The sequence below is a fragment of the Tenacibaculum retecalamus genome, from assembly GCF_027941755.1.
Lineage (GTDB): Bacteria > Bacteroidota > Bacteroidia > Flavobacteriales > Flavobacteriaceae > Polaribacter > Polaribacter haliotis_B.
The window spans coordinates 527,974-548,830 of the sequence record NZ_CP115916.1 but is presented as its reverse complement, the minus strand read 5'-3'; the positions used below and the strand labels follow the sequence as shown (position 1 = coordinate 548,830).

Below are 20,857 nucleotides of genomic sequence, written 5' to 3'. Positions count from 1 at the left end.
AATTCAATTATTAAAAATAAATCATAATGAAAAAATCAATTTTAGCCATTGCTCTTATTGCAATTACTGCTGTTTCTTGTAAATCAGAAAAAAATAAAGTAACTGCTAACGAAGAAGTTAAAGAGGTAGCAAAAGTAGAAAACGTACTTAATTCTTATAAAGCAAATGTAACAGAATCTACCGTTACTTGGAAAGGAAACAAACCAACAGGTTCTCATAACGGAGTTGTTAGTATTACAACTGGTATGTTTGATATTGAAAACGGTGTTGTTAAAGCTGGAGAATTTGTAATTGATATGACTACAATTTCTTGTACTGATTTAGAAGCTGGTAATGGTAAAGAAAAATTAGAAGGTCATTTAAAAAATGAAGACTTTTTTGATGTAGCTAAATTTCCAACAGCTAAATTCGTAGTTGCAAGCTCAGAAACTAAAGATGGTAAATTACAAATAACAGGTAACTTAACACTTAGAGGAACTACAAAAAGTATTACAATTCCTGCTACAGTAACTGAAAACGAAGGTACTGCTACTTTTAAAAGTGATGTTTTTAGTATTGACAGAACAGATTTTGGAGTAACTTATAGCTCTAAAAAGTTTGACGCTGCTTTAAAAGATAAATTCATTAATGATTTAATGGAAATTTCTTTTGACATTAAAGCTAAAAAATAATTTTAGAATTCCTAATAAAAAAAGGGTTGACATTGTCAACCCTTTTTTTATGCTTTAATATATTCTTCAACCTCAAAGAGTACTTTAAAATGTTTTAATATTTTTTCTTTTACTTCTTCTTCGGATATTTTTTTACCGAGTTCAACTTCCATAGAAGTAACTGCTTTCCCTCTAATTCCACACGGAATAATATTATCGAAATACCCTAAGTTTACATTTACGTTTAAAGCAAAACCGTGCATGGTAACCCACCTACTTGCACGAATTCCCATAGCGCAAATTTTTCTAGCAAACGGTGTTCCAACCCCAAGCCAAACTCCCGTTTCACCATCGCTACGTTCTCCTTTTAAGCCATATTCTGCTATCGTTAATATAATTGCTTCTTCTAGTAAACGTAAGTATTTATGTATATCTGTAAAGAAATTTTCTAAGTCAATAATAGGATATCCCACTATTTGTCCGGGACCATGATACGTTATATCTCCTCCTCTATTAATCTTATAAAAAGTAGCTTTTTTTTCTTTTAACTTTTCTTCGTTTAATAATAAATTACTGATATCGCCAGACTTACCTAAGGTATATACATGCGGATGTTCTACAAATAAAAAATGATTAGGCGTTACAATTTCTTCTGTCGCATTCCTTTTCTTTCTTTTTAAAGCAACAATTTCATCCAATAACTCAGTTTGATAGCTCCATGTTTCTTTATAATCTTTTCGACCTAAATCGCTGACTGTTATTTTTTTATTCATAAATTAGCGTTCTAAACAAGCCCCCAAAGGTAGGTAAAAATAGTTTTAAGCTGTTATATTAAATACCCGATAACTCGATAATTATGATTAGAAAAAACGTTCTTTTAGTAGTATTAACTTTCATTTTGTTTGTTAGTAATTCATTCTCTCAAAACTACTGGAATAAAACAGCCAAAAAAACTTTATCTTTTCAGGAAAACGAAATACTTACTAGAAAAAATACGCCACAAAAATACGCTTTAGCTTCTTTAGATTTAAATAGCTTCAAAAACTCCCTAACAAATTTACAATCAAAAAATAGTAAAAAAATAATTACGCTTCCTAATTCAAAAGGGAAATTAAATAGATTTTCTATTCAAGAGACTTCATATTTAGCACCTAAGTTAGCAGCAAAATTTCCGATGATTAAATCGTATGCTGCCCAAGGAATTGATGACCCAACTGCAACTGCAAAAATCAGTATAGGTACCAATGGTTTCCATGCTATAATTTATTCAGTTACTGATAATATCATATATATAGATCCATATACTAAAAACAGAAAGCAATATATCATTTATAAAAAAAATGACATAATAAGTGATAAAAATGATTTTACCTGTAATGTTGAAGCTGTAGCTGCTAAAAAAACAATAACTACATCAAGCCAACGAAGAAATGCTAATGATGGTAAATTAAGAACTTTTAGAATTGCTATTGCCTGTACTGGGGAATATTCACAGTTTCATTTAAATAATCAAGGAGTTAATATTGCTGCAACTGATGCTGTAAAAAAAGCAGCTGTTTTATCAGCTATAAATACTACAATGAGTCGTGTAAACGAAGTTTACGAAAGAGATTTAGCAGTAAAAATGGTTCTTGTAAATAATAATGATGATTTAATTTTTTTAGATGCAGCTACTGATGGATTAACAAATAATAATTCTGATGACTTAATTGATGAGAGTCAACAAAAATGTGACGATCTAATTGGTGATGCTAATTACGATATTGGTCATACTTTTAGTACTGGTGGAGGTGGTTTAGCTAGTCTAAGATCTGTTTGTGTTACTAACCGTAAAGCTAGTGGAATTACTGGTCGTAGTCAGCCTATTGGAGATCCTTTTGATATTGACTATGTAGCACATGAAATAGGTCATCAATTTGGTGCTACTCATACACAAAACAATGATTGTAACAGAACAAATGCTACTGCGGTAGAGCCTGGAAGCGGTTCTACAATCATGGGATATGCTGGTATTTGCGATCCTGATGTTCAAGGAAACAGTCATGCTAATTTTCATGCAGTAAGTATTTCTCAAATGTGGGCACATGTACAAAACAGCGGTAATTGTGCTACTCAAACAAATACAAACAATGATGCCCCAGTAATAACTGCTGGTACAGATTTTAGCATTCCAAAATCTACTCCTTTTGTTTTAAAAGGAACAGTTACAGATGCGCAAGGGCTAAGTAGTTTAACTTATAATTGGGAACAAACAGATAATGAAATAGCAACAATGCCTCCTGAATCAACAAATACAGCAGGCTCTACATTTAGAGCTTTACCTTCTAGCTCTTCTCCTGACAGATACTTACCAACTCTTGCAAATGTTGTTAACGGAACCTCTAACCCATGGGAAGTTCTTCCTGAAGTTGCTAGAGACTTAAATTTTGCATTTACGGTAAGAGATAATCATCCGGGAGGAGGAAGCTCTGCAAGAGATAATATTAAAATTACAGTTACCGATGCTGTAGCTTTTACGGTTATTGCACCGAATACTAGTGTAACCTGGAATACAGGTTCTACGCAAACAATAAGATGGAATGAAGGTACAACAGATCAATTCCCTATTAACTGTACTAAGGTTAATATTAAACTTTCTATTGACGGTGGAGTAACTTTTCCTATTATTTTAGACCAAGATGTTACCAATGATGGTGCCCATGACATTGTTGTTCCTGACAATCCAACAACTTCTGCTCGTATTCTTGTTGAAGCTGCCGATAATATTTTTTACAATGTAAATACTACTAACTTTACTATTAACTCTACCATTCCCACATTTTTAGTTTCAAATGAAACTGAGAAACAAACGGTTTGTAATATTGATAATAATTCTGTTGATTATACTTTAAATTTTGATTTTGTTAACGGATTTACAGAAACAGTAAATCTGTCTGCTACAGGCTTACCAAACGGGGCAACAGCTAATTTTAATCCAACCAGTATTAATGCAGACGGTAATGTTATAATGACGATTAGTAATTTAGACGGAAGCCCCCAACAAGATTATACAATACAAGTTGAAGGGCAAGCCAATACAGTTACTCAAACAACTGAAGCACTCTTAAAAGTGATTGGCACTAATTTTTCAACTCAAAATTTAACTGCGCCAGTAACAAACGCTACAAATGTTAGTATTACACCTAATTTTGAATGGGAAGCAAATTCAAATGCAACTTCTTATAACATTGAAGTAGCAACAGATGCTAGTTTTAATTCTATAATAATTAATGAAACAACGGCCACCAATTCATACATACACTCTACGTCCTTAACTGAGGTCACAAATTATTATTGGCGTGTAAAACCTATCAATAATTGTGGCGAAGGTTCGTTTTCAAATAGCAATATGTTTATGACAGAAACCCCGTCATATTGTGATTCAACTTTTACCGACGAAACCTACGGAGCCGAACATATAACCAATGTTACTTTTAATACAATTAACAATACTTCAGGAAATAATTCTGTAGATGGATACGAAGATTTCACTGCGATAACAACAAGTATTGAGAGAAAACAAGAATACCAAATAAGCGTAACTTTTAATACGGATGGATACCAAGATCATTGTTATGTTTTTATTGATTGGAATCAAGATTATATATTCGATAAGGCAACAGAAAGATATGATTTAGGAAATCAAACAGCTGATATTGCAACGGCAACACTAAACATAACAATACCTGAAGATGCATTACTAGGAGAAACTCGTATGAGAGTTATTATAGAATATTATGAATTAGGAACATCATCGAATGGAGATGGAGCTTGTGATTCTGATCATGAAAGTGAATGGGGAGAAACGGAAGATTACACCGTTAATATTGAAGAAAGTTTTGCTACTGATAATAATTTATTCACTGATTTAAACATATATCCGATACCTTCTGACGGAAAATTAACCATTGATTTTAAAGTAAAAGATAAAAATTTAACAATCATTAGATTGTTTGACTTGGTTGGTAATTTATTAAATACTCAAAATTTCTCAACAGTTTCGAGTAATTTCAATAAAGAAATTCAGTTTCCTAAAATAAGTAGCGGTGTTTACTTACTTCAAATAGAAAATGGCGGAAAAACAAAAACACAGAAAATAATTATTCAATAAAAATTTACAAATAAAAAAAGCGAGCTTAATAGCTCGCTTTTTTTATTTGTAAAAATCTTGGTATTATAAATTATACTTTACTGTAAACATTGCAATTCTAGGTTGAATTACATATGTTGAATTACTTACGAAAATATCATTATTACTATTTTGATTTAATGCTTTAGAATCCAATAAATTGGTGGCACTTAACCTAAATTCCCATTTACTATCTTTTTTCTGATAAGTTAAATCTGCTCTTAAAAAACCATATTCATCAATAGTTTTACCTCCGTTAACTACTTTATTAAAGGTGTATTTAGAAGTGAATATAAATTCCTTTAAGAAAAGTATATCTAAATTAGCATACGGACTATGTGTTGTAAACTTATTTTCAACTCCTCCAATATCCGAATTATTAATTGATACATTGTAACCTACGTCAAAATTTGGTGCTTTTTTAAAATTCGTACTAAACCTTGAAGTATATGATTGTGAAAATGTTTTTGTTAATCGATTTGAAACTACATTCGTTTGACGATTCGAAATCAAACTATTCGATTTAGAATGTGATACATTACCTCCGAAACGCACTTTAAATTTTCTAAAACTTTTTTGAAAATTTGCTCTTGCTGAAATTGTTTCATCAGGAAAAGCTGAATTAACAGAAGTTCTTACACTATTCACATCAATAAACTGCGTGTTATTTTTTATCACATCAGCTCGTTTACTATAATTTACTGACCCAAAAATATTCGTATAATTAAACATATTAAAACTAAAATAGTTTAAACTCAAATTATGATATAATGAGTTTTCTAGTTCTCTATTACCAGAATACAAACTATTATAATTATTAAAAACATACCCTTCTGCTAACTGATTTACATCAGTAAAACTAGTTTGCATATTATAGCTTAATCGTAAAGTTTCAGATTTTTTTAAGCTAATTTTAATTGAAGCATCAGGTAATATTTTCGTAAAACTATTTCTAACCTCCGAACCTAACTGTGTGTTTTTAGATACATAATTATGTGCTGTAAATCCTTGATCGAAAGTAAAAATTCCTGTTATAAATTTATAGTGTAAACCGGCATAAATATCACTGAATGTAAAATCTACATCGTTTATACTACTAACCTGTGTTATCGCATTTTTAGTACCTCCTAAAATCTCAAAAATATCAGAGTTAAATTGTTGGTTACTTTGTGTGGTACCTAAAGTGATGTTTAAATTACTTTTAGGGTTAATCACGTAGAAGTAATCTAATTTCGCATCAAATTTGTTGGTTTTTATTCTTTTATTCTGACCTAAATTAAACGGATTTGCATTTACATCAGCACCTATTAAATTTGCAAAAGATAATTTCTCTAACTCTGCATTATAAAAAGGATCTTCATCTTGCCATAAGTGCAATGCCTCAAAAGCAAAAATATTTTTTTCGTTTAACGTATAATAATACTTTAAATTCTGATTGATAGAAAAAGGACTCTGCTCAGAAACCTGATCAATAGGTACTATTTCATCTGCTGCATTTAAGTATGTTCTTGATGATAAAGTGTTTTGTAATTGCTTTTGTTTCGAAATTTTAGCAAAAATATCATAATCAAACTGATTATTACTATCAGGCTTATAACTTGAACTTATTTTAAATAATCCTAAATCACTTGTTTGATTGGTTGTGTTCTGAGTTAGTTCTGTATCGATATACTTTACTGATGAAGGGTCATTCGAATCATAAGCAGGTAAATTGTTGCTATCTATACCTGCATTTGAGTATACACGACTTGTAGCCTCTTCCATATCGGTTTCATTACCCGAATAAATTGCAAACCCGCTTAAATCCCATGTTTTCTTTGGCGAATAACTAAAGTTTACTGCTCCGAATCGAGATTCAATTTCTTTTGCTCTATTATTCTTCATTGTTAAAAAAGAAATATCGCTAGAACCTACATTAAAGTTTGTTCCATTATTTTCACTTAATCCTCTAAAACCACCTGTAAATTTAAAATAATCTCTTCTTGTAAAGGATACTTCTCCAATATCATTTACATCTGTTATAATATTTACACTGTATTTTGGGTTGTAATAAAATAACTTAGGTGTTACAATATATCTATTGTTTTTCATTCCTACTCCTAAACCAGCAGTAATCTCACCAAACCAAAAGTTTTTCTTTCCTTCTTTTAATTTAATATTAATTACGATGTTATCTTCATTGTCTGTTACGCTACTCATTTGCCCAACTTCACTATGATTTTTTAAAACCTGAATTTTATCAATCGCATCAGCAGGAATATTTTTGGTTGCTATTTTAGTATCACCATCAAAGAAATCTTTTCCTTCAACCATAATTTTCTTTACAGCTTTTCCTTCTACTTCTATTTCTCCATCATCATTTACTTCAACTCCAGGAAGGTTTTCTAATATTTCTCCTAATTTTTTTTCAGTTCCGTTTTTAAAACTATCCGCATTATAAACAATCGTATCGCCTTTTACTGTTACGGGCATTTTGTAGGTAATATTTACCTCATCTAAGCTATTATCTTTTTGTAAACTAATGTCTTTTACAAGATCTTGTTCCTTAGTTTTTATAATAACGTCAGATGTTTTAAAACCTATATAACTTATCTTAATGCTATAACTTGAATTCTTTTTAAGATTTAATTTAAAGTTCCCTTTCGAATCTGTAAATCCATAAGAATCTAATTTTTTTGTAACCGTATTAATCGCGATTGCATTTGCCATTTCTAAAGGAACTCCAATACTATCTTTAACAACTCCTTTTAGCGTTATTTGGGCATTGGTTATCCATGTAGTCAAGAAAATGACTATTAGTAGTGCTTTTTTCATTTGTAAAATGTGTGTATGATTTTAATGTTTTGTTATTTAGAAACGACCACCTCTTCCGCCACTTCTTCTTCCTCCACTAAAACGTTCTCTCATTTCTTCCATCTTCACTTTCATTATTTCAGTGTATTCTTTTCTAGTAACTTTTTTCCCTTTTTCAGGTTTAGTTATTTCAATTTTTTCTGATGGATTCATTGTAATTTCTGAACACAAAATAGTAGTTCTTCCTTCATTAATTTCTAAAATTAATCCAGGTAATCCCCAGTAATTCCCAGGATCGTTACTAACTGGCACTTGTGGAGTGTACCAAGCAGTAACTATCGTTTCTTTTGGTAATTCTAATTCCTTTTTAACCTTTGTTGAATCTTTTTTAGTCTCATTTTTTCTAGGTCTTCTCATACTTCTCCAGTTAAAAGCTGTATTCTTTTTTACTAAAGTTGCTTTATAACATGTGTAATTACCTATTTGTTTGGTTTCACTTCCTAATTCCCAATTTGGTTTTTCGGCTGCTTCAGAAATTAAAAATTTTTTACCAAAAGCTTCTGTCGATTCTAACAACGTTCCTTCTTTTACATTCTTGTATTTTATTCCACCTCCAGAAAAACCTCCAAACCTACGGCCTCTTCCAGTAGTAGGTGCTGCTAATTTTTCTTGTTCTTTATAAACAGATTCTTCTCTCGTAAAACTTAAAATAAACGTTTTCTCCAACATACTTTTCATACGCTGCATGATTTGTTTTTTTCGTTCTTCAGACATATCTCTTCCTCCAAAATCACTATTCATAGTAGTCTTAGATTCATATACTGCCTTACCTTGAAAATTAGCTTGTGAAAAAATCGTAATCGATAAACACAGAAAAAAGATGGTTGTAATTTGTTTCATTTTTTGCTTTTTAATTTTATAACTCTTAATTGTAATTAAGTGTTAGACTCAACAAAACTAAAAAGGTTTAATGCTATCCTTGTATTTGAATACTAAATGAATTTCCATCCTTACTTTTACGCTTACTTTTAAAACGCTCCATTATTTCTTTTGAATGCTTATCCATTATTTTATCAAACTTTTCTTGTGTTACTTTTTTTCCTTTTGATGGTTCTTTGATGTTAATTTTATCTGATGGATTCATTACAATTTCGGTACAAACTATTGTTTGTTTTCCGTCTTGAATTTCCAAAATCAACCCTGGTAATCCCCAAAATTCTCCAGGCTCATTACTTACAGGTATTTGTGGTGTATACCAAGCAACAGTTTTTACGATTACTTTTTCTTTTTTCTCTTCTCTTTCTCCATCTGTCATAGAAAAAGACGTTCTTGTTTCTTCTCTTTCCCTTGTTGCTTTATAACAAGTATAATTACCAATATTTTTTGTTTCGGAAGTCATTTCCCAATCAAGTTCATTTAATTTGTCTTTAATAAGAAATCGTTTCCCGCTAATTTCAGTTTTATTTACAAATCGTTTTTCAGTAATATTTTTATATAAAATATCAGTTCCGCCCCCACTTCCTATAACTTTAAAACTTACTCCGTTTTGAGCCTGAGGAGCAGATAATTCTTCATTTTGTTTATAGGTAGATACTGATTTATTAAAATTTAAGGTGTATGTTTTTTGAAATTGCTTCATCAACTGAGCTTGTAATTGCTTCTGAATATCTGAATTACCTCCTTTTTTTTCTTTCATTTTAAAATCTACTTTCCTATGCGTTTTATAGATTGCCTTTCCTTGAAACTCTTGTGCGTTAATTACTACACTTAAAAATAATGCTGCTAAAAATATGCTTTTTTTCATTTTTATAATTTTATATTGTTTGATAGTACAAATATGAGTAAAGAAACCTTCTATCAAAGTTAATGAGTGTTAACTAATGTTAAGTAACCTTTATAAATTCAGTATTACATGTATCTTTGAAACATGGAAAATAAAAAATATCGTTGGATTTTATATTTTATCATTATAACTATACTTACCACAATTAGTGTACAAATATATTGGAACTATAAAAACTACGACCAAAATAAACAACGTGTATTAAATGAAATACAGATAAGTTTAAACGATGCTGTAAATAGTTATTTTACTGATTTATCTAAAGATAAGTTTTATGCGGTTATAAGAGGAAAAGATGCTGATTCTAGTACAGGGAAAAACATTTTTAAAAATCTCTTTCCAGGGTTAAAAAGAAAGAAAAATACTGTAAAAAAAAACATTACAACTAAAGATTCTGTTGATTTTAAAATAAATAGTATCAGTTTTAGTAGTAATAATGCATCTGAATTTAAAAGTATTGATTCGGCTTTTATTAATAGTATGAGAATCAAAAAAGACTTGGATACAAATAAGTCATTAATAACAATTCGTCAAGATTTTCATCAATCAGATAAAAACAGCATAAAACATAAAACAACTGTTTTTACGGGAAGAAAAGCAATAGATAGTTTAAAAATATTGAAAAATTTAGAAACTATATTTATTTCTATTCAGTCGGATACTATTGATATTAAAAAATTAGATTCATTAGTTTCTAATCGTTTAAAAAGTAAAAAAATACAATCTGATTATAGTTTAAAACATTTTAAATCGGATACACTTTTTAATTCATCTTTAAAAAATAATACAACAGCTTTTCTTTTAGAAACCAATGCACAAACTTCTTTTTTGAAAAAAGATGAACAAATTAAACTTCAGTATTCAAACCCAACTTACGAGGCGTTAAAAAGAAGTTCAATCGGAATTCTATTATCATTTTTATTGTCGCTTGCTGTAATATCTAGTTTGTTTTATTTGCTAAAAATTATAAATCAACAAAAAGAATTAGCTGAGATAAAAAATGATTTAATCAGTAATATAACACACGAATTTAAAACACCAATTACAACAATATCAACAGCTATTGAAGCTATTGAAAACTTTAATATGATTGATGATAAGGAAAAAACTAAAAAATATCTTTCATTATCATCATTTCAGTTGAAAAAACTACATCAAATGGTTGAAAAATTATTGGAAACAGCCACGTTGGATAGTGAGAAACTAATGCTTAAAAAAGAAACGGTTGATATTACTGATGTTATTGAACGTATTGTAAATAAACATCGATTTGTAACTACCGATAAAACCATCAATTTTTCAACAAACAAAAAAGAAATTGTATATAATGTAGATGTTTTTCATTTTGAAAATGCCATTTCAAATTTAATTGACAATGCTATAAAATATGGTGGCGATATCATTGAAGTTAATATTAATTCGGTATTAAATAATATTGAAATTAGTGTTGCTGATAATGGAAAAGGAATAGAAAAACAGCAACAGGAAAAAATATTCGATAAATTTTATAGAGTTCCGAAAGGAAATACACACGATGTAAAAGGCTTCGGAATTGGATTGTATTACACCAAAAAAATCGTTGAAAAACATCTTGGAACTATAAGTTTGAGTTCAGTTGTAAAAAGAACCATTTTTAAAATAGATTTACCAAATGACTAAAAAAATAAAAATTGTTTTAGCTGAAGATGAGCCTAGTTTAGGTCAGATTGTAAAGGAAAGTTTAGAAACTAGAGATTTTGAGGTTTTTCATGCCGAAAATGGAGAAATAGCATTGGAACTATACCAAAAAGAACAACCTGATATTTTAGTATTAGATGTAATGATGCCTAAAAAAGATGGATTTACATTAGCCAAAGAAATTCGACAACAAGATGCGCAAATTCCGATTATATTTTTAACGGCTAAATCGCAAACAAAAGATGTTTTAGAAGGCTTTGAGCATGGCGGAAATGATTATTTAAAAAAACCATTTTCTATGGAAGAACTTATTGTTCGTATTCATTCGTTATTAAATAGATTGGTTTTAAAAAATGATAATAAACAAATTGTTATTGGCGATTATATTTTCAATCATCAAAAACAAGTATTACAACATGAATCAACCGAAATAATACTTACGCATAGAGAATCGGAATTATTGTTTCATCTTTATCAAAAGAAAAACGAAATTTTAGATCGTTCATTTATTCTTAAAAAATTATGGGGTAATGATGATTTTTTTAACGCACGTAGCATGGATGTATTTATTTCTAAATTACGTAAGAAATTAAAACACGACGAAAATATTCAAATTGTAAATGTGCGAGGCTACGGATATAAATTGATCTGCTAAAACCTTTTGAAATCCCTTTTTTTATGTAATTTTACCATCTTGAAATTCAAAAACTATGCATGTAGCAATTGCCGGAAATATAGGCGCAGGTAAAACAACATTAACACAATTACTAGCCAAACATTATAATTGGGAACCTCATTTCGAATCGGTAGATGAGAATCCTTATTTAGATGATTTTTATGGTGAAATGGAACGTTGGTCTTTTAATCTGCAAGTTTTCTTTTTAAACAGCCGTTTTCGTCAAGTTTTAGAATTAAGACAGTCCGGTAAAAAAATTATTCAGGACAGAACAATTTATGAAGATGCTCACATTTTTGCACCCAACTTACATGCAATGGGTTTAATGACAAATCGTGATTATAGTAACTATTCTTCATTATTCGAATTAATGGAAAATTTGGTAACTCCACCAGATTTATTAATTTATTTACGTGCCGATATTTCTACACTTGTAGGGCAAATTCATAAACGTGGTCGTGAATACGAAAACTCAATTAGCATTGATTATTTAAGCCGATTAAATGAGCGATACGAAGCTTGGGTTAGTAAATATACCAAGGGAAAGTTGTTAATTATTGATGTTGATAATTTAGACTTCGTTAAAAATCAAGAAGATTTAGGTTCTATTATCGATCGAATAGACGCTCAAATTAACGGGTTATTCTAAACCTCTTTTAAACTCACTTAATAAAATAGCAGTTGCAGTAGCAACATTTAAACTCTCAGTTTGCTGAATTTTACCAAACCTGGGAATGGTTAATTTATGTTTTACAATTGCTGAAATTTCTGTAGAAATTCCGTTTGCTTCATTTCCCATTACTAAAACAGCTTTTTCTGGCAATGCGACTTTGTATACATTACTTCCGTCCATATCTGCCGTATAAATTGGTAATTGAGTGTTAGATAAGAAATCAGGTAAATCAACATAAGAAACATTCACTCTAGTTAAAGACCCCATGGTAGATTGCACTACTTTTTGGTTATAACAATCAACCGTGTTTTTAGAACAAACAAGCTCTGATACTCCAAACCAATCACATAAACGAATAATAGTTCCTAAATTACCAGGGTCATTTACTTCATCTAAAGCCACTATTAAACCTGTTTCATTAATTTCTTTATCTTCTGGTATTTTAAACAATCCTAAAACCTTATTCGGTTTTTTTAAAGTGCTAATTTTTTTTAATTCATTAGCTGATATAACAGTAAGCGCTATTTCATTTGCAACAACGAAAGATTCATCTACTGTAAAAACATGTGATGCCTCTAAAGAAGAATTTAATAATTCTTTTACAACCTTTATACCTTCAGCTACAAATAATTTATGCTTTTGGCGATACTTTTTTTGCTGTAAACTTGTTATTAACTTCAGGTTGCTTTTAGATAAACTCATTATTATTTTTTTAACACATTATAACCACTAAAAAACAGTATTTTTGATCTTTAAAATACGAGGCGTAAAGTTAATGAAAAAACTTGCTATCTTCTTTTTATTAGTAGTCTTATTCAGTTCTTGCAATACGATAAAGTATGTAAAAGAAAATGAGTTATTGCTGGCAAAAAACACTGTATATATTGACAGTGTAAAAAACTCAAGCGAAAAAATTACTGAATTATTAATGCAACGACCTAATGCAAAAGCATTAGGTGTACCTTTATCTTTATATTTTTATAATTTAGGAAACCCAGAAGCGCCAAAAACACCTAGTAAATGGGGTGAAAAGCATCCAAATACGTATTCTTTTTTCAAAAAAGGTTTTTCTGAGAAGCAAAGTATTTCAGTCGCTAAAACTTTTATAGGCCTTAACAATTGGTTTTTAAACAGTGGAGAAGCGCCTGTTGTTATTGATGATAAAAAAACAAAAAGAACAGCGGCTAATCTAAATGCTTATTTTCAAACTGAAGGTTATTTCCGATCAAAAGTAACCTCAAAAAAAGATACCATTGCTCATAAAAAAGGAGCTGTATCTTATTCGGTAACAAAAGGGAGTCCTTCATTTTTAGATTCAATTCACACAAAAATATCTTCTACTATTCTAGACTCTCTGTATAAAGAATCCAAAGAAAAAAGTTTTCTTAAAACCGGCGATCAATATAACGATGGTAATTTTATAAAAGAAGCTAATCGTTTGGTTGAATTATTTAGAAACAAAGGAATTTATCATTTTAATGAAAATTATATTTCTTTTGATAATGATACGCTTAATAATTATCAAAAAACAGGAGTAGATATTAATATTTCTGATCGCGTTATTCCTTTTAAAGTTCAAAAAATAAAGAGAATAAATGTATATACCGATTACACTTACAATAAAAGAGATTCTATTCATAAGGATTCTACTTTATATAAAGGTGTTAACTTTTATGCTCATAAAAAATTAAAATACAATCCAAAGTTCTTATCCCAATCATTATTTATTAAACCTAACACGGTATATAATGATGTGTCTAGAAATTTAACCCGTACACATTTAAGAGGTTTAAAAAACTTTAAATCAACTTCTATTCGTTATAACGAATTAAATGATCACGAATTAGAAGCGAATGTTTTTTTAACACCTATCGAAAAGTACACCTTAGGTATAGACTCTGAATTATCTCGTTCTAACATTCGAAATTTTGATGTTTCTCTAAAATTTTCTCTAACAAACAGAAATACTTTTAAAGGTGCTGAGATTTTTAAATTTTCAACTTTTGGTTCTTACTTTAATTCTAATAATGGTCCTGGTTGGGAAATTGGTGCGGATCTTTCGTTAGAAGTACCTCGTTTTATGGCTCCTTTTGGCTTACAAAGACTGGTTCCTAAAAAGATGTTTCCTAGAACAAAGTTTTTTGTAGGTGGTGGAGTGCAAAAAAACATAGGTCTTGATAATCAAAACGTCACAGTTGGAATCGATTATAAATGGAACTATAACAAACAAAAATCTATCCAACTAGAGTTCTTTAATACCCAATATATTCGTAATTTAAATGTAGACAATTATTTTAGTGTATACGCTTCTGAGTATTCAAAACTTAAAGAGGTTGACAACGCAACTGTTACTCATACACTACCACAAAACAGCCCGAGTAATTCAGCAGATATTTTACAATTTATTCAAAATGTGGCACGAGACATCCCTTTTGCCAACACAAACCCTTCGGAATACCAAGACAACCTTAACATTCTGAATCGTTACAATATAATTACTTCTGATTTTTTAATTCCAGAAATTGCCTATAGCTACACTTATAACAATCAAGAAAATGCGAAAGATGCTAATTTTTCTTTTTTAAAGCTTAGAATTGCAAATTCTGGAAATATTATGGGAATACTATCTAAGCAAACAAATAACAGAGGGCAAAAAACTGTTTTTAAAATTCCTATTGCTCAGTATTTTAAAACAGATATAGAGTATAAAAAATATTGGAATTTGGGAAACAACACTGTCTTAGCCCACCGAACTTTTTTAGGGGCAATTATAACCTACAATAAATCAAGTGTTCCTTTTTCTCGTAGTTATTTCGCAGGGGGCTCAAATGATATTAGAGCTTGGAGAACCTATGATTTAGGCTCAGGAACTAGACAAACAGGTTTAGAATATAATATTGGTAGTATGAAGTTTTTATCGAGTTTCGAATATCGATTTAACATGCTAGGATCTTTAAAAGGGGCATTATTTGTTGATGCTGGAAATATTTGGGATATTACAGACTCTCAATTTACAGAAGAAACTGCTAAATTTAAAAATATAAAATCAATAACAGACATCGCTGTTGGTTCAGGTTTTGGACTCCGTTATGATTTTAAATTTTTAATTGCCCGACTAGATTTAGGATTCAAAGTACGAGAGCCATACTTAGTTGATAATCGTTGGTTTAAAAATTTTAATATTAAAAGTTCTGTTCTAAATATCGGAATTAATTACCCTTTTTAACTAAAACGTTATCGGTAAAAATTATAGCAACTTAGCTAAAAATTTGTAGCTTTGTCATTCAAAATAACAACTGTAAACTAAAATTTCAAAGAATGATAAAAGCTGGCGTTGCTACAGGAAAAGAAGTACAAGAAATATTTCAATTAGCAAAAGATAAAAAATTTGCGCTACCTGCTGTAAATGTTGTAGGGTCTGATACCGTAAATGCTGTTTTAGAAACTGCAAAAGAATTAAACTCACCTGTAATTATTCAATTCTCTAATGGAGGAGCTCAATTTAATGCAGGAAAAGGTTTATCTAACGAAAATGAAAAAGCTGCTATTGCTGGCGCTGTTGCAGGAGCAAAACACGTTCATTTATTAGCTGAAGCTTACGGAATTCCTGTTATTTTACATACCGACCATGCTGCTAAAAAATTATTACCTTGGATTGATGGCTTGTTAGATGCAAGTGAACAGTTTTATAAAGAAACAGGAAAATCTCTTTACAGTTCTCATATGATTGATTTATCAGAAGAACCAATCGAAGATAATATTGAAATTTGTAAAGCATATTTAACTCGTATGAGTAAAATAGGAATGACTTTAGAAATTGAATTAGGAATTACCGGAGGAGAAGAAGATGGTGTTGATAATTCGGATGTTGATGTTTCTAAATTATATACACAACCAGAAGAAGTTGCCTTTGCTTATGAAGAATTAATGAAAGTAAGCGATCAATTTACAATCGCCGCTGCTTTTGGTAATGTACATGGAGTTTACAAGCCTGGTAATGTGAAATTAACACCAAAAATATTAAAAAATTCTCAGGAATATATTTCAAAAAAATACAATGTTCCTCATAATACTATCGATTTTGTTTTTCACGGAGGATCAGGATCTACTTTAGAAGAAATTAGAGAAGCTATTGGCTACGGAGTTATAAAAATGAATATTGATACTGATTTACAATATGCTTTTACAGAAGGTGTTCGTGATTATATTTTAGCTAAAAAAGAATATTTAGCAAGTCAAATAGGAAACCCTGATGGAGCAGACCAACCAAACAAAAAACACTACGACCCACGTAAATGGTTACGAGAAGGTGAATTAACTTTTAAAGCGCGTCTTAAAAAAGCTTTTGAAGATTTAAATAATGTAAACACATTATAAGCTTTAACTACTTATAATAAAGCACTTAGAATATTCTAAGTGCTTTTTTTTGTTGAAAAAACTAAAGTTCATAAAAATCATTTACATTTGTAGCCAGCTCATTTTCTTAAAATGAATGAGTTAATTACAAACAAACAACAAAATATAAACTAAACTATGGCTTGGTTTAAACGTAAAGACAAGGGGATTCAAACCCCTACAGAAGAAAAAAAAGACACTCCTAAAGGCTTATGGTATAAAACACCAAGCGGTAAGGTAATTGATACAGATGAACTAAAGAAAAACCTATATGTAAGTCCGGAAGACGGGTACCATGTTCGTATTGGAAGTCATGAGTATTTTGAATTATTTTTTGACGACAATAAATTTGAAGAGTTAAATTCGAAATTAACATCTAAGGATCCTTTAAAATTCGAAGACACTAAAAACTACCCAGATCGTTTAAAAGCGGCTCAAAAGAAAACAGGTTTAAAAGATGCTGTTCGTACAGCTGTAGGAAAATCAAACGGAAAAGATATCGTTATCGCTTCTATGGATTTTGCTTTTATCGGTGGATCAATGGGAAGCGTTGTAGGAGAAAAAATAGCAAGGGCTATTGATTACTCTATAAAAAACGAGCTTCCTTTCTTAATGATTTCAAAATCTGGAGGAGCACGTATGATGGAAGCATCATTATCGTTAATGCAGTTAGTAAAAACATCAGCTAAACTAGCACAATTGGCAGAAGCTAAAATTCCGTATATTTCATTATGTACTGATCCTACTACTGGAGGAACAACTGCTTCATTTGCTATGTTAGGAGACATTAATATTGCTGAACCTAATGCTTTAATTGCTTTTGCCGGTGCACGTGTTGTAAAAGACACTACAGGTAAAGAATTACCTGAAGGTTTTCAACGATCGGAATTTGTATTAGAACATGGTTTCTTAGATGGAATTTACGAACGTAAGAATTTAAAAAAACAAGTAAACTTATATATCGATTTAATACAGAATCAACCTATAAGAGCATAATAAAAAAGCTAGCTAACGCTAGCTTTTTTATTATTACATTTTTTATGAATTTAAAAAATAGTTGTACATTTGCCCCTTCAATGCAAAAGCATTGTATACATTAAAATCATTTAAAACAATATTGGTATGTATTTAACTAAAGAAACAAAAGAAGAGATTTTCACTAAACACGGTAAAGGAGCAAACGATACCGGTTCTGCAGAAGGTCAAATTGCATTATTCACACACAGAATTAATCACTTAACTGGGCACTTAAAGCAAAATCGTAAAGATTTTAACACAGAGCGTTCATTAGTTAGAATGGTTGGTAAGCGTAGAAGCTTGTTAGATTACTTAAAGAAAAAAGAAATCAACAGATATCGTGCAATTATTAAAGAATTAGGAATTAGAAAATAATTTCTTTCAAAAAAAGAGGCTCTATAAACGTGCCTCTTTTTTATTTTACAAAAAGTTCATTTCTATCTAACTAATAGAAATTTATATAAAAAACTCAAAATTTTTAACAACAATTTTGAATTTCCATTGCAACAACAAACAATAACAACACAACAACAAACAATTTAACAATTTAGAATTAAAATTTATGATTCCAAAAGTATTTAGAGAGGTCATTGACCTTGGAGATGGAAGAACCATCTCATTAGAAACGGGTAAGTTAGCAAAACAAGCCCATGGTTCGGTTGTTGTTCAAATGGGAAAAGCAATGTTGTTATGTACTGTAGTATCTAGCTACAAAGCAGGAACAGTTGATTTCTTACCATTAACGGTAGATTATAGAGAGAAGTTTGCAGCTGCAGGTCGTTATCCAGGTGGTTTCTTTAAAAGAGAAGCTAGACCAAGTGATGGTGAAGTATTAACAATGCGTCTTGTAGACCGTGTTTTACGTCCATTATTCCCAAAAGATTACCATTCAGAAGTACAGGTAATGATCCAATTAATGTCTCATGATGAAGATGTTATGCCAGATGCATTAGCAGGTTTAGCAGCATCAGCAGCTATTCAATTATCAGATTTCCCTTTCGAATGCCCAATTTCTGAAGCACGTGTTGCTAGAGTAAATGGAGAATTCGTAATTAACCCAAACAGAGCACAATTAGCGGAATCTGACATCGATATGATGATTGGAGCATCAGCTGATTCTGTAATGATGGTTGAAGGTGAAATGGATGAGATTTCTGAAGAAGAAATGGCAGATGCAATTAAATTTGCTCATGAATCTATTAAGATTCAGTGTGCTGCTCAGGTTCGTTTAGCTGAAGCTTTCGGAAAGAAAGAAACAAGAGAATACGAAGGAGAAAGAGAAGACGAAGAAGTTGCTGCAAAAATAAATGACCTTGCTTACGATAAGTGTTATGCTATCGCTAAAAAAGGAACATCTAAGGCAGAACGTTCTGCTGCTTTTGCTGAAGTAAAAGAAGAAGTAAAAGCTGCTTTTACTGAAGAAGAATTAGCAGATTATGGTGATTTAGTTGGGAAATATTTCAATAAATCTCAAAAAGCTGCTGTTCGTGAATTAACTTTAGCTGAAGGATTACGTTTAGACGGTCGTAAGACTGATGAAATTAGACCAATTTGGTGTGAAGTAGACTACTTACCATCAACACATGGTTCATCAATCTTTACTCGTGGAGAAACACAAGCATTAGCAACAGTAACTTTAGGAACATCTAGAGATGCAATGAAAATAGATATGCCATCTTACGAAGGTGAAGAAAATTTCTATTTACACTATAACTTCCCTCCTTTTTGTACAGGTGAAGCAAGACCATTAAGAGGAACATCTCGTAGAGAAGTTGGTCATGGTAACTTAGCGCAACGTGGATTAAAAGGAATGATTCCAGACGATTGTCCTTATACAGTAAGAGTTGTATCTGAAGTATTAGAATCTAACGGTTCTTCTTCTATGGCTACAGTTTGTGCTGGTACAATGGCATTAATGGACGCAGGTGTTAAAATGACAAGACCAGTTTCTGGTATTGCTATGGGATTAATTTCTGATGGTGATCGTTACGCAGTTTTATCTGATATTTTAGGGGATGAAGATCACTTAGGTGATATGGACTTTAAAGTAACTGGTACTTCTGAAGGAATTACTGCATGTCAGATGGATATTAAAGTAAAAGGATTAGGTTACGAGATTTTAGTGAATGCATTAAAACAAGCTCGTGACGGTCGTTTACATATTTTAGAAAAATTAACAGATACGATTGCTGATGCAAACGAAGAAGTTAAAGAGCATGCTCCTAAAATGATTAACAGACGTATTCCTAATGATATGATTGGTGCATTTATTGGATCAGGAGGTAAACATATTCAAGAATTACAGAAAGAAACAGGAACTACAATTGTAATTACTGAAGATGCTGTAACTGAAGAAGGAATTATTGAAATCTTAGGAACTGATCCTGCTGGAATAGAACAAGTTATTACTCGTATTGAGTCTATGCTTTTTAAACCACAAGTAGGTAGTGCTTACCAGGTTAAAGTAATTAAAATGTTAGATTTTGGTGCGGTTGTAGAATATATGGATGCTCCAGGAAACGAAGTTTTATTACACGTTAGTGAATTAGCTTGGGAACGTACAGAAAATGTTACCGATGTAGTAAATATGGGTGATATTTTTGACGTGAAGTATTTTGGTCAAGATCCAAGAACTCGTAAAGAAAAAGTTTCTCGTAAAGCATTGTTACCAAAACCAGAAGGTTTTGTTGCAAGACCACCAAGAGATGACAAACGTTCTGGAGGGCGTGATAACAGAAGCAGAGATAATCGTGGACGTGATGACAGAAAACCAAGAGAACCTAGAAAAGAAGAATAAGAAATCTTTCCTATAAATTAAAAAAGGCAACCAAATGGTTGTCTTTTTTTGTTTTAAACTAAAATAGGCTGCTAAAAATAGCAGCCTATATAAAAAGAGTATATTACTTTGATCATTCCCCAATAATCCTAAACTAAATAGTTACTCTTTAAATAATCCCTATAACAA

Annotated in this window: 15 protein-coding genes; 10 read left to right on the top strand and 5 right to left on the bottom strand. The window is 30.7% G+C overall.

Annotated elements, in window-relative coordinates; all coding sequences use genetic code 11:
• Positions 1-26: 26 nt before the first annotated feature.
• Positions 27-671, top strand: coding sequence for a YceI family protein (locus tag PG912_RS02680; RefSeq protein WP_275688375.1), 645 nt, complete (start codon positions 27-29; stop codon positions 669-671).
• A gap of 47 nt (positions 672-718) precedes the next feature.
• Here the strand turns inward: PG912_RS02680 and lipB are convergent, their stop codons facing one another.
• Positions 719-1,423 carry a lipoyl(octanoyl) transferase LipB gene (gene lipB, locus PG912_RS02675; protein WP_275688374.1) on the bottom strand — a complete coding sequence of 235 codons (705 nt, stop codon included), beginning with the start codon at positions 1,421-1,423 and terminating at the stop codon, positions 719-721.
• Positions 1,424-1,506: 83 nt separating this feature from the next.
• Between lipB and PG912_RS02670 the strand changes: the two genes are divergently transcribed.
• Positions 1,507-4,800 (top strand): reprolysin-like metallopeptidase, encoded by a 3,294-nt coding sequence (locus PG912_RS02670; protein WP_275688373.1) that lies wholly within the window; start codon positions 1,507-1,509, stop codon positions 4,798-4,800.
• 63 nt (positions 4,801-4,863) lie between these two features.
• Here the strand turns inward: PG912_RS02670 and PG912_RS02665 are convergent, their stop codons facing one another.
• From PG912_RS02665 to PG912_RS02655, 3 genes are all read right to left on the bottom strand, one after another.
• Positions 4,864-7,632 (bottom strand): carboxypeptidase-like regulatory domain-containing protein, encoded by a 2,769-nt coding sequence (locus tag PG912_RS02665; RefSeq protein ID WP_275688372.1) that lies wholly within the window; start codon positions 7,630-7,632, stop codon positions 4,864-4,866.
• A 36-nt stretch (positions 7,633-7,668) separates the two neighbouring features.
• Positions 7,669-8,511 (bottom strand): GLPGLI family protein, encoded by an 843-nt coding sequence (locus tag PG912_RS02660; RefSeq protein WP_275688371.1) that lies wholly within the window; start codon positions 8,509-8,511, stop codon positions 7,669-7,671.
• Between the two features lie 73 nt (positions 8,512-8,584).
• Positions 8,585-9,415: a GLPGLI family protein gene (locus tag PG912_RS02655; protein WP_275688370.1), complete on the bottom strand. Its 831-nt coding sequence runs from the start codon at positions 9,413-9,415 to the stop codon at positions 8,585-8,587.
• Positions 9,416-9,538: 123 nt separating this feature from the next.
• On the opposite strand from PG912_RS02655, the gene PG912_RS02650 reads away from it, so the two are divergent.
• The 3 genes from PG912_RS02650 to PG912_RS02640 are packed head-to-tail and all read left to right on the top strand — an operon-like array spanning position 9,539 to position 12,456.
• Positions 9,539-11,113 (top strand): sensor histidine kinase, encoded by a 1,575-nt coding sequence (locus PG912_RS02650; protein WP_275688369.1) that lies wholly within the window; start codon positions 9,539-9,541, stop codon positions 11,111-11,113.
• Positions 11,106-11,786, top strand: coding sequence for a response regulator transcription factor (locus PG912_RS02645; protein ID WP_260586325.1), 681 nt, complete (start codon positions 11,106-11,108; stop codon positions 11,784-11,786). The genes PG912_RS02650 and PG912_RS02645 overlap by 8 nt, the downstream gene beginning before the upstream one ends.
• Positions 11,787-11,841: 55 nt before the next feature.
• Entirely contained in the window at positions 11,842-12,456 is a 615-nt protein-coding gene (locus PG912_RS02640) for a deoxynucleoside kinase (RefSeq protein ID WP_260586326.1), read from the top strand.
• Here PG912_RS02640 and PG912_RS02635 read toward each other — a convergent pair.
• Complete coding sequence (locus PG912_RS02635; RefSeq protein WP_275688368.1) at positions 12,448-13,182, bottom strand: TrmH family RNA methyltransferase; 735 nt, start codon at positions 13,180-13,182, stop codon at positions 12,448-12,450. The two genes, PG912_RS02640 and PG912_RS02635, sit on opposite strands and share 9 nt — an antisense overlap.
• Before the next feature lie 73 nt (positions 13,183-13,255).
• Here PG912_RS02635 and tamL point away from each other — a divergent pair, with 73 nt between their 5' ends.
• From tamL to PG912_RS02610, 5 genes are all read left to right on the top strand, one after another.
• Positions 13,256-15,706 (top strand): translocation and assembly module lipoprotein TamL, encoded by a 2,451-nt coding sequence (tamL, locus tag PG912_RS02630; protein ID WP_275688367.1) that lies wholly within the window; start codon positions 13,256-13,258, stop codon positions 15,704-15,706.
• A 92-nt stretch (positions 15,707-15,798) separates the two neighbouring features.
• Positions 15,799-16,857: a class II fructose-bisphosphate aldolase gene (gene fbaA / locus PG912_RS02625; protein ID WP_275688366.1), complete on the top strand. Its 1,059-nt coding sequence runs from the start codon at positions 15,799-15,801 to the stop codon at positions 16,855-16,857.
• Positions 16,858-17,013: 156 nt separating this feature from the next.
• A complete protein-coding gene (gene accD, locus PG912_RS02620; RefSeq protein WP_275688365.1) occupies positions 17,014-17,871 on the top strand; it encodes an acetyl-CoA carboxylase, carboxyltransferase subunit beta in 858 nt (285 codons plus the stop codon).
• A gap of 126 nt (positions 17,872-17,997) precedes the next feature.
• Positions 17,998-18,267 (top strand): 30S ribosomal protein S15, encoded by a 270-nt coding sequence (rpsO, locus tag PG912_RS02615; RefSeq protein WP_260586331.1) that lies wholly within the window; start codon positions 17,998-18,000, stop codon positions 18,265-18,267.
• Positions 18,268-18,454: 187 nt separating this feature from the next.
• The gene (locus tag PG912_RS02610) at positions 18,455-20,689 is read left to right on the top strand and encodes a polyribonucleotide nucleotidyltransferase (protein ID WP_275688364.1); all 2,235 of its coding nucleotides are present in this window, start codon (positions 18,455-18,457) and stop codon (positions 20,687-20,689) included.
• Positions 20,690-20,857: the final 168 nt, after the last annotated feature.

Excerpts from the sequence above, each read along its gene's own strand:
- PG912_RS02680 (WP_275688375.1), top strand. The coding sequence starts at position 27 with ATGAAAAAATCAATTTTAGCCATTGCTCTTATTGCAATTACTGCTGTT.
- PG912_RS02640 (WP_260586326.1), top strand. The coding sequence starts at position 11,842 with ATGCATGTAGCAATTGCCGGAAATATAGGCGCAGGTAAAACAACATTA.
- PG912_RS02610 (WP_275688364.1), top strand. The coding sequence starts at position 18,455 with ATGATTCCAAAAGTATTTAGAGAGGTCATTGACCTTGGAGATGGAAGA.
- PG912_RS02655 (WP_275688370.1), bottom strand. The coding sequence starts at position 9,415 with ATGAAAAAAAGCATATTTTTAGCAGCATTATTTTTAAGTGTAGTAATT.
- PG912_RS02635 (WP_275688368.1), bottom strand. The coding sequence starts at position 13,182 with ATGAGTTTATCTAAAAGCAACCTGAAGTTAATAACAAGTTTACAGCAA.
- fbaA (WP_275688366.1), top strand. The coding sequence starts at position 15,799 with ATGATAAAAGCTGGCGTTGCTACAGGAAAAGAAGTACAAGAAATATTT.
- tamL (WP_275688367.1), top strand. The coding sequence starts at position 13,256 with ATGAAAAAACTTGCTATCTTCTTTTTATTAGTAGTCTTATTCAGTTCT.
- PG912_RS02660 (WP_275688371.1), bottom strand. The coding sequence starts at position 8,511 with ATGAAACAAATTACAACCATCTTTTTTCTGTGTTTATCGATTACGATT.
- PG912_RS02670 (WP_275688373.1), top strand. The coding sequence starts at position 1,507 with ATGATTAGAAAAAACGTTCTTTTAGTAGTATTAACTTTCATTTTGTTT.
- PG912_RS02645 (WP_260586325.1), top strand. The coding sequence starts at position 11,106 with ATGACTAAAAAAATAAAAATTGTTTTAGCTGAAGATGAGCCTAGTTTA.
- accD (WP_275688365.1), top strand. The coding sequence starts at position 17,014 with ATGGCTTGGTTTAAACGTAAAGACAAGGGGATTCAAACCCCTACAGAA.
- lipB (WP_275688374.1), bottom strand. The coding sequence starts at position 1,423 with ATGAATAAAAAAATAACAGTCAGCGATTTAGGTCGAAAAGATTATAAA.
- PG912_RS02650 (WP_275688369.1), top strand. The coding sequence starts at position 9,539 with ATGGAAAATAAAAAATATCGTTGGATTTTATATTTTATCATTATAACT.
- PG912_RS02665 (WP_275688372.1), bottom strand. The coding sequence starts at position 7,632 with ATGAAAAAAGCACTACTAATAGTCATTTTCTTGACTACATGGATAACC.
- rpsO (WP_260586331.1), top strand. The coding sequence starts at position 17,998 with ATGTATTTAACTAAAGAAACAAAAGAAGAGATTTTCACTAAACACGGT.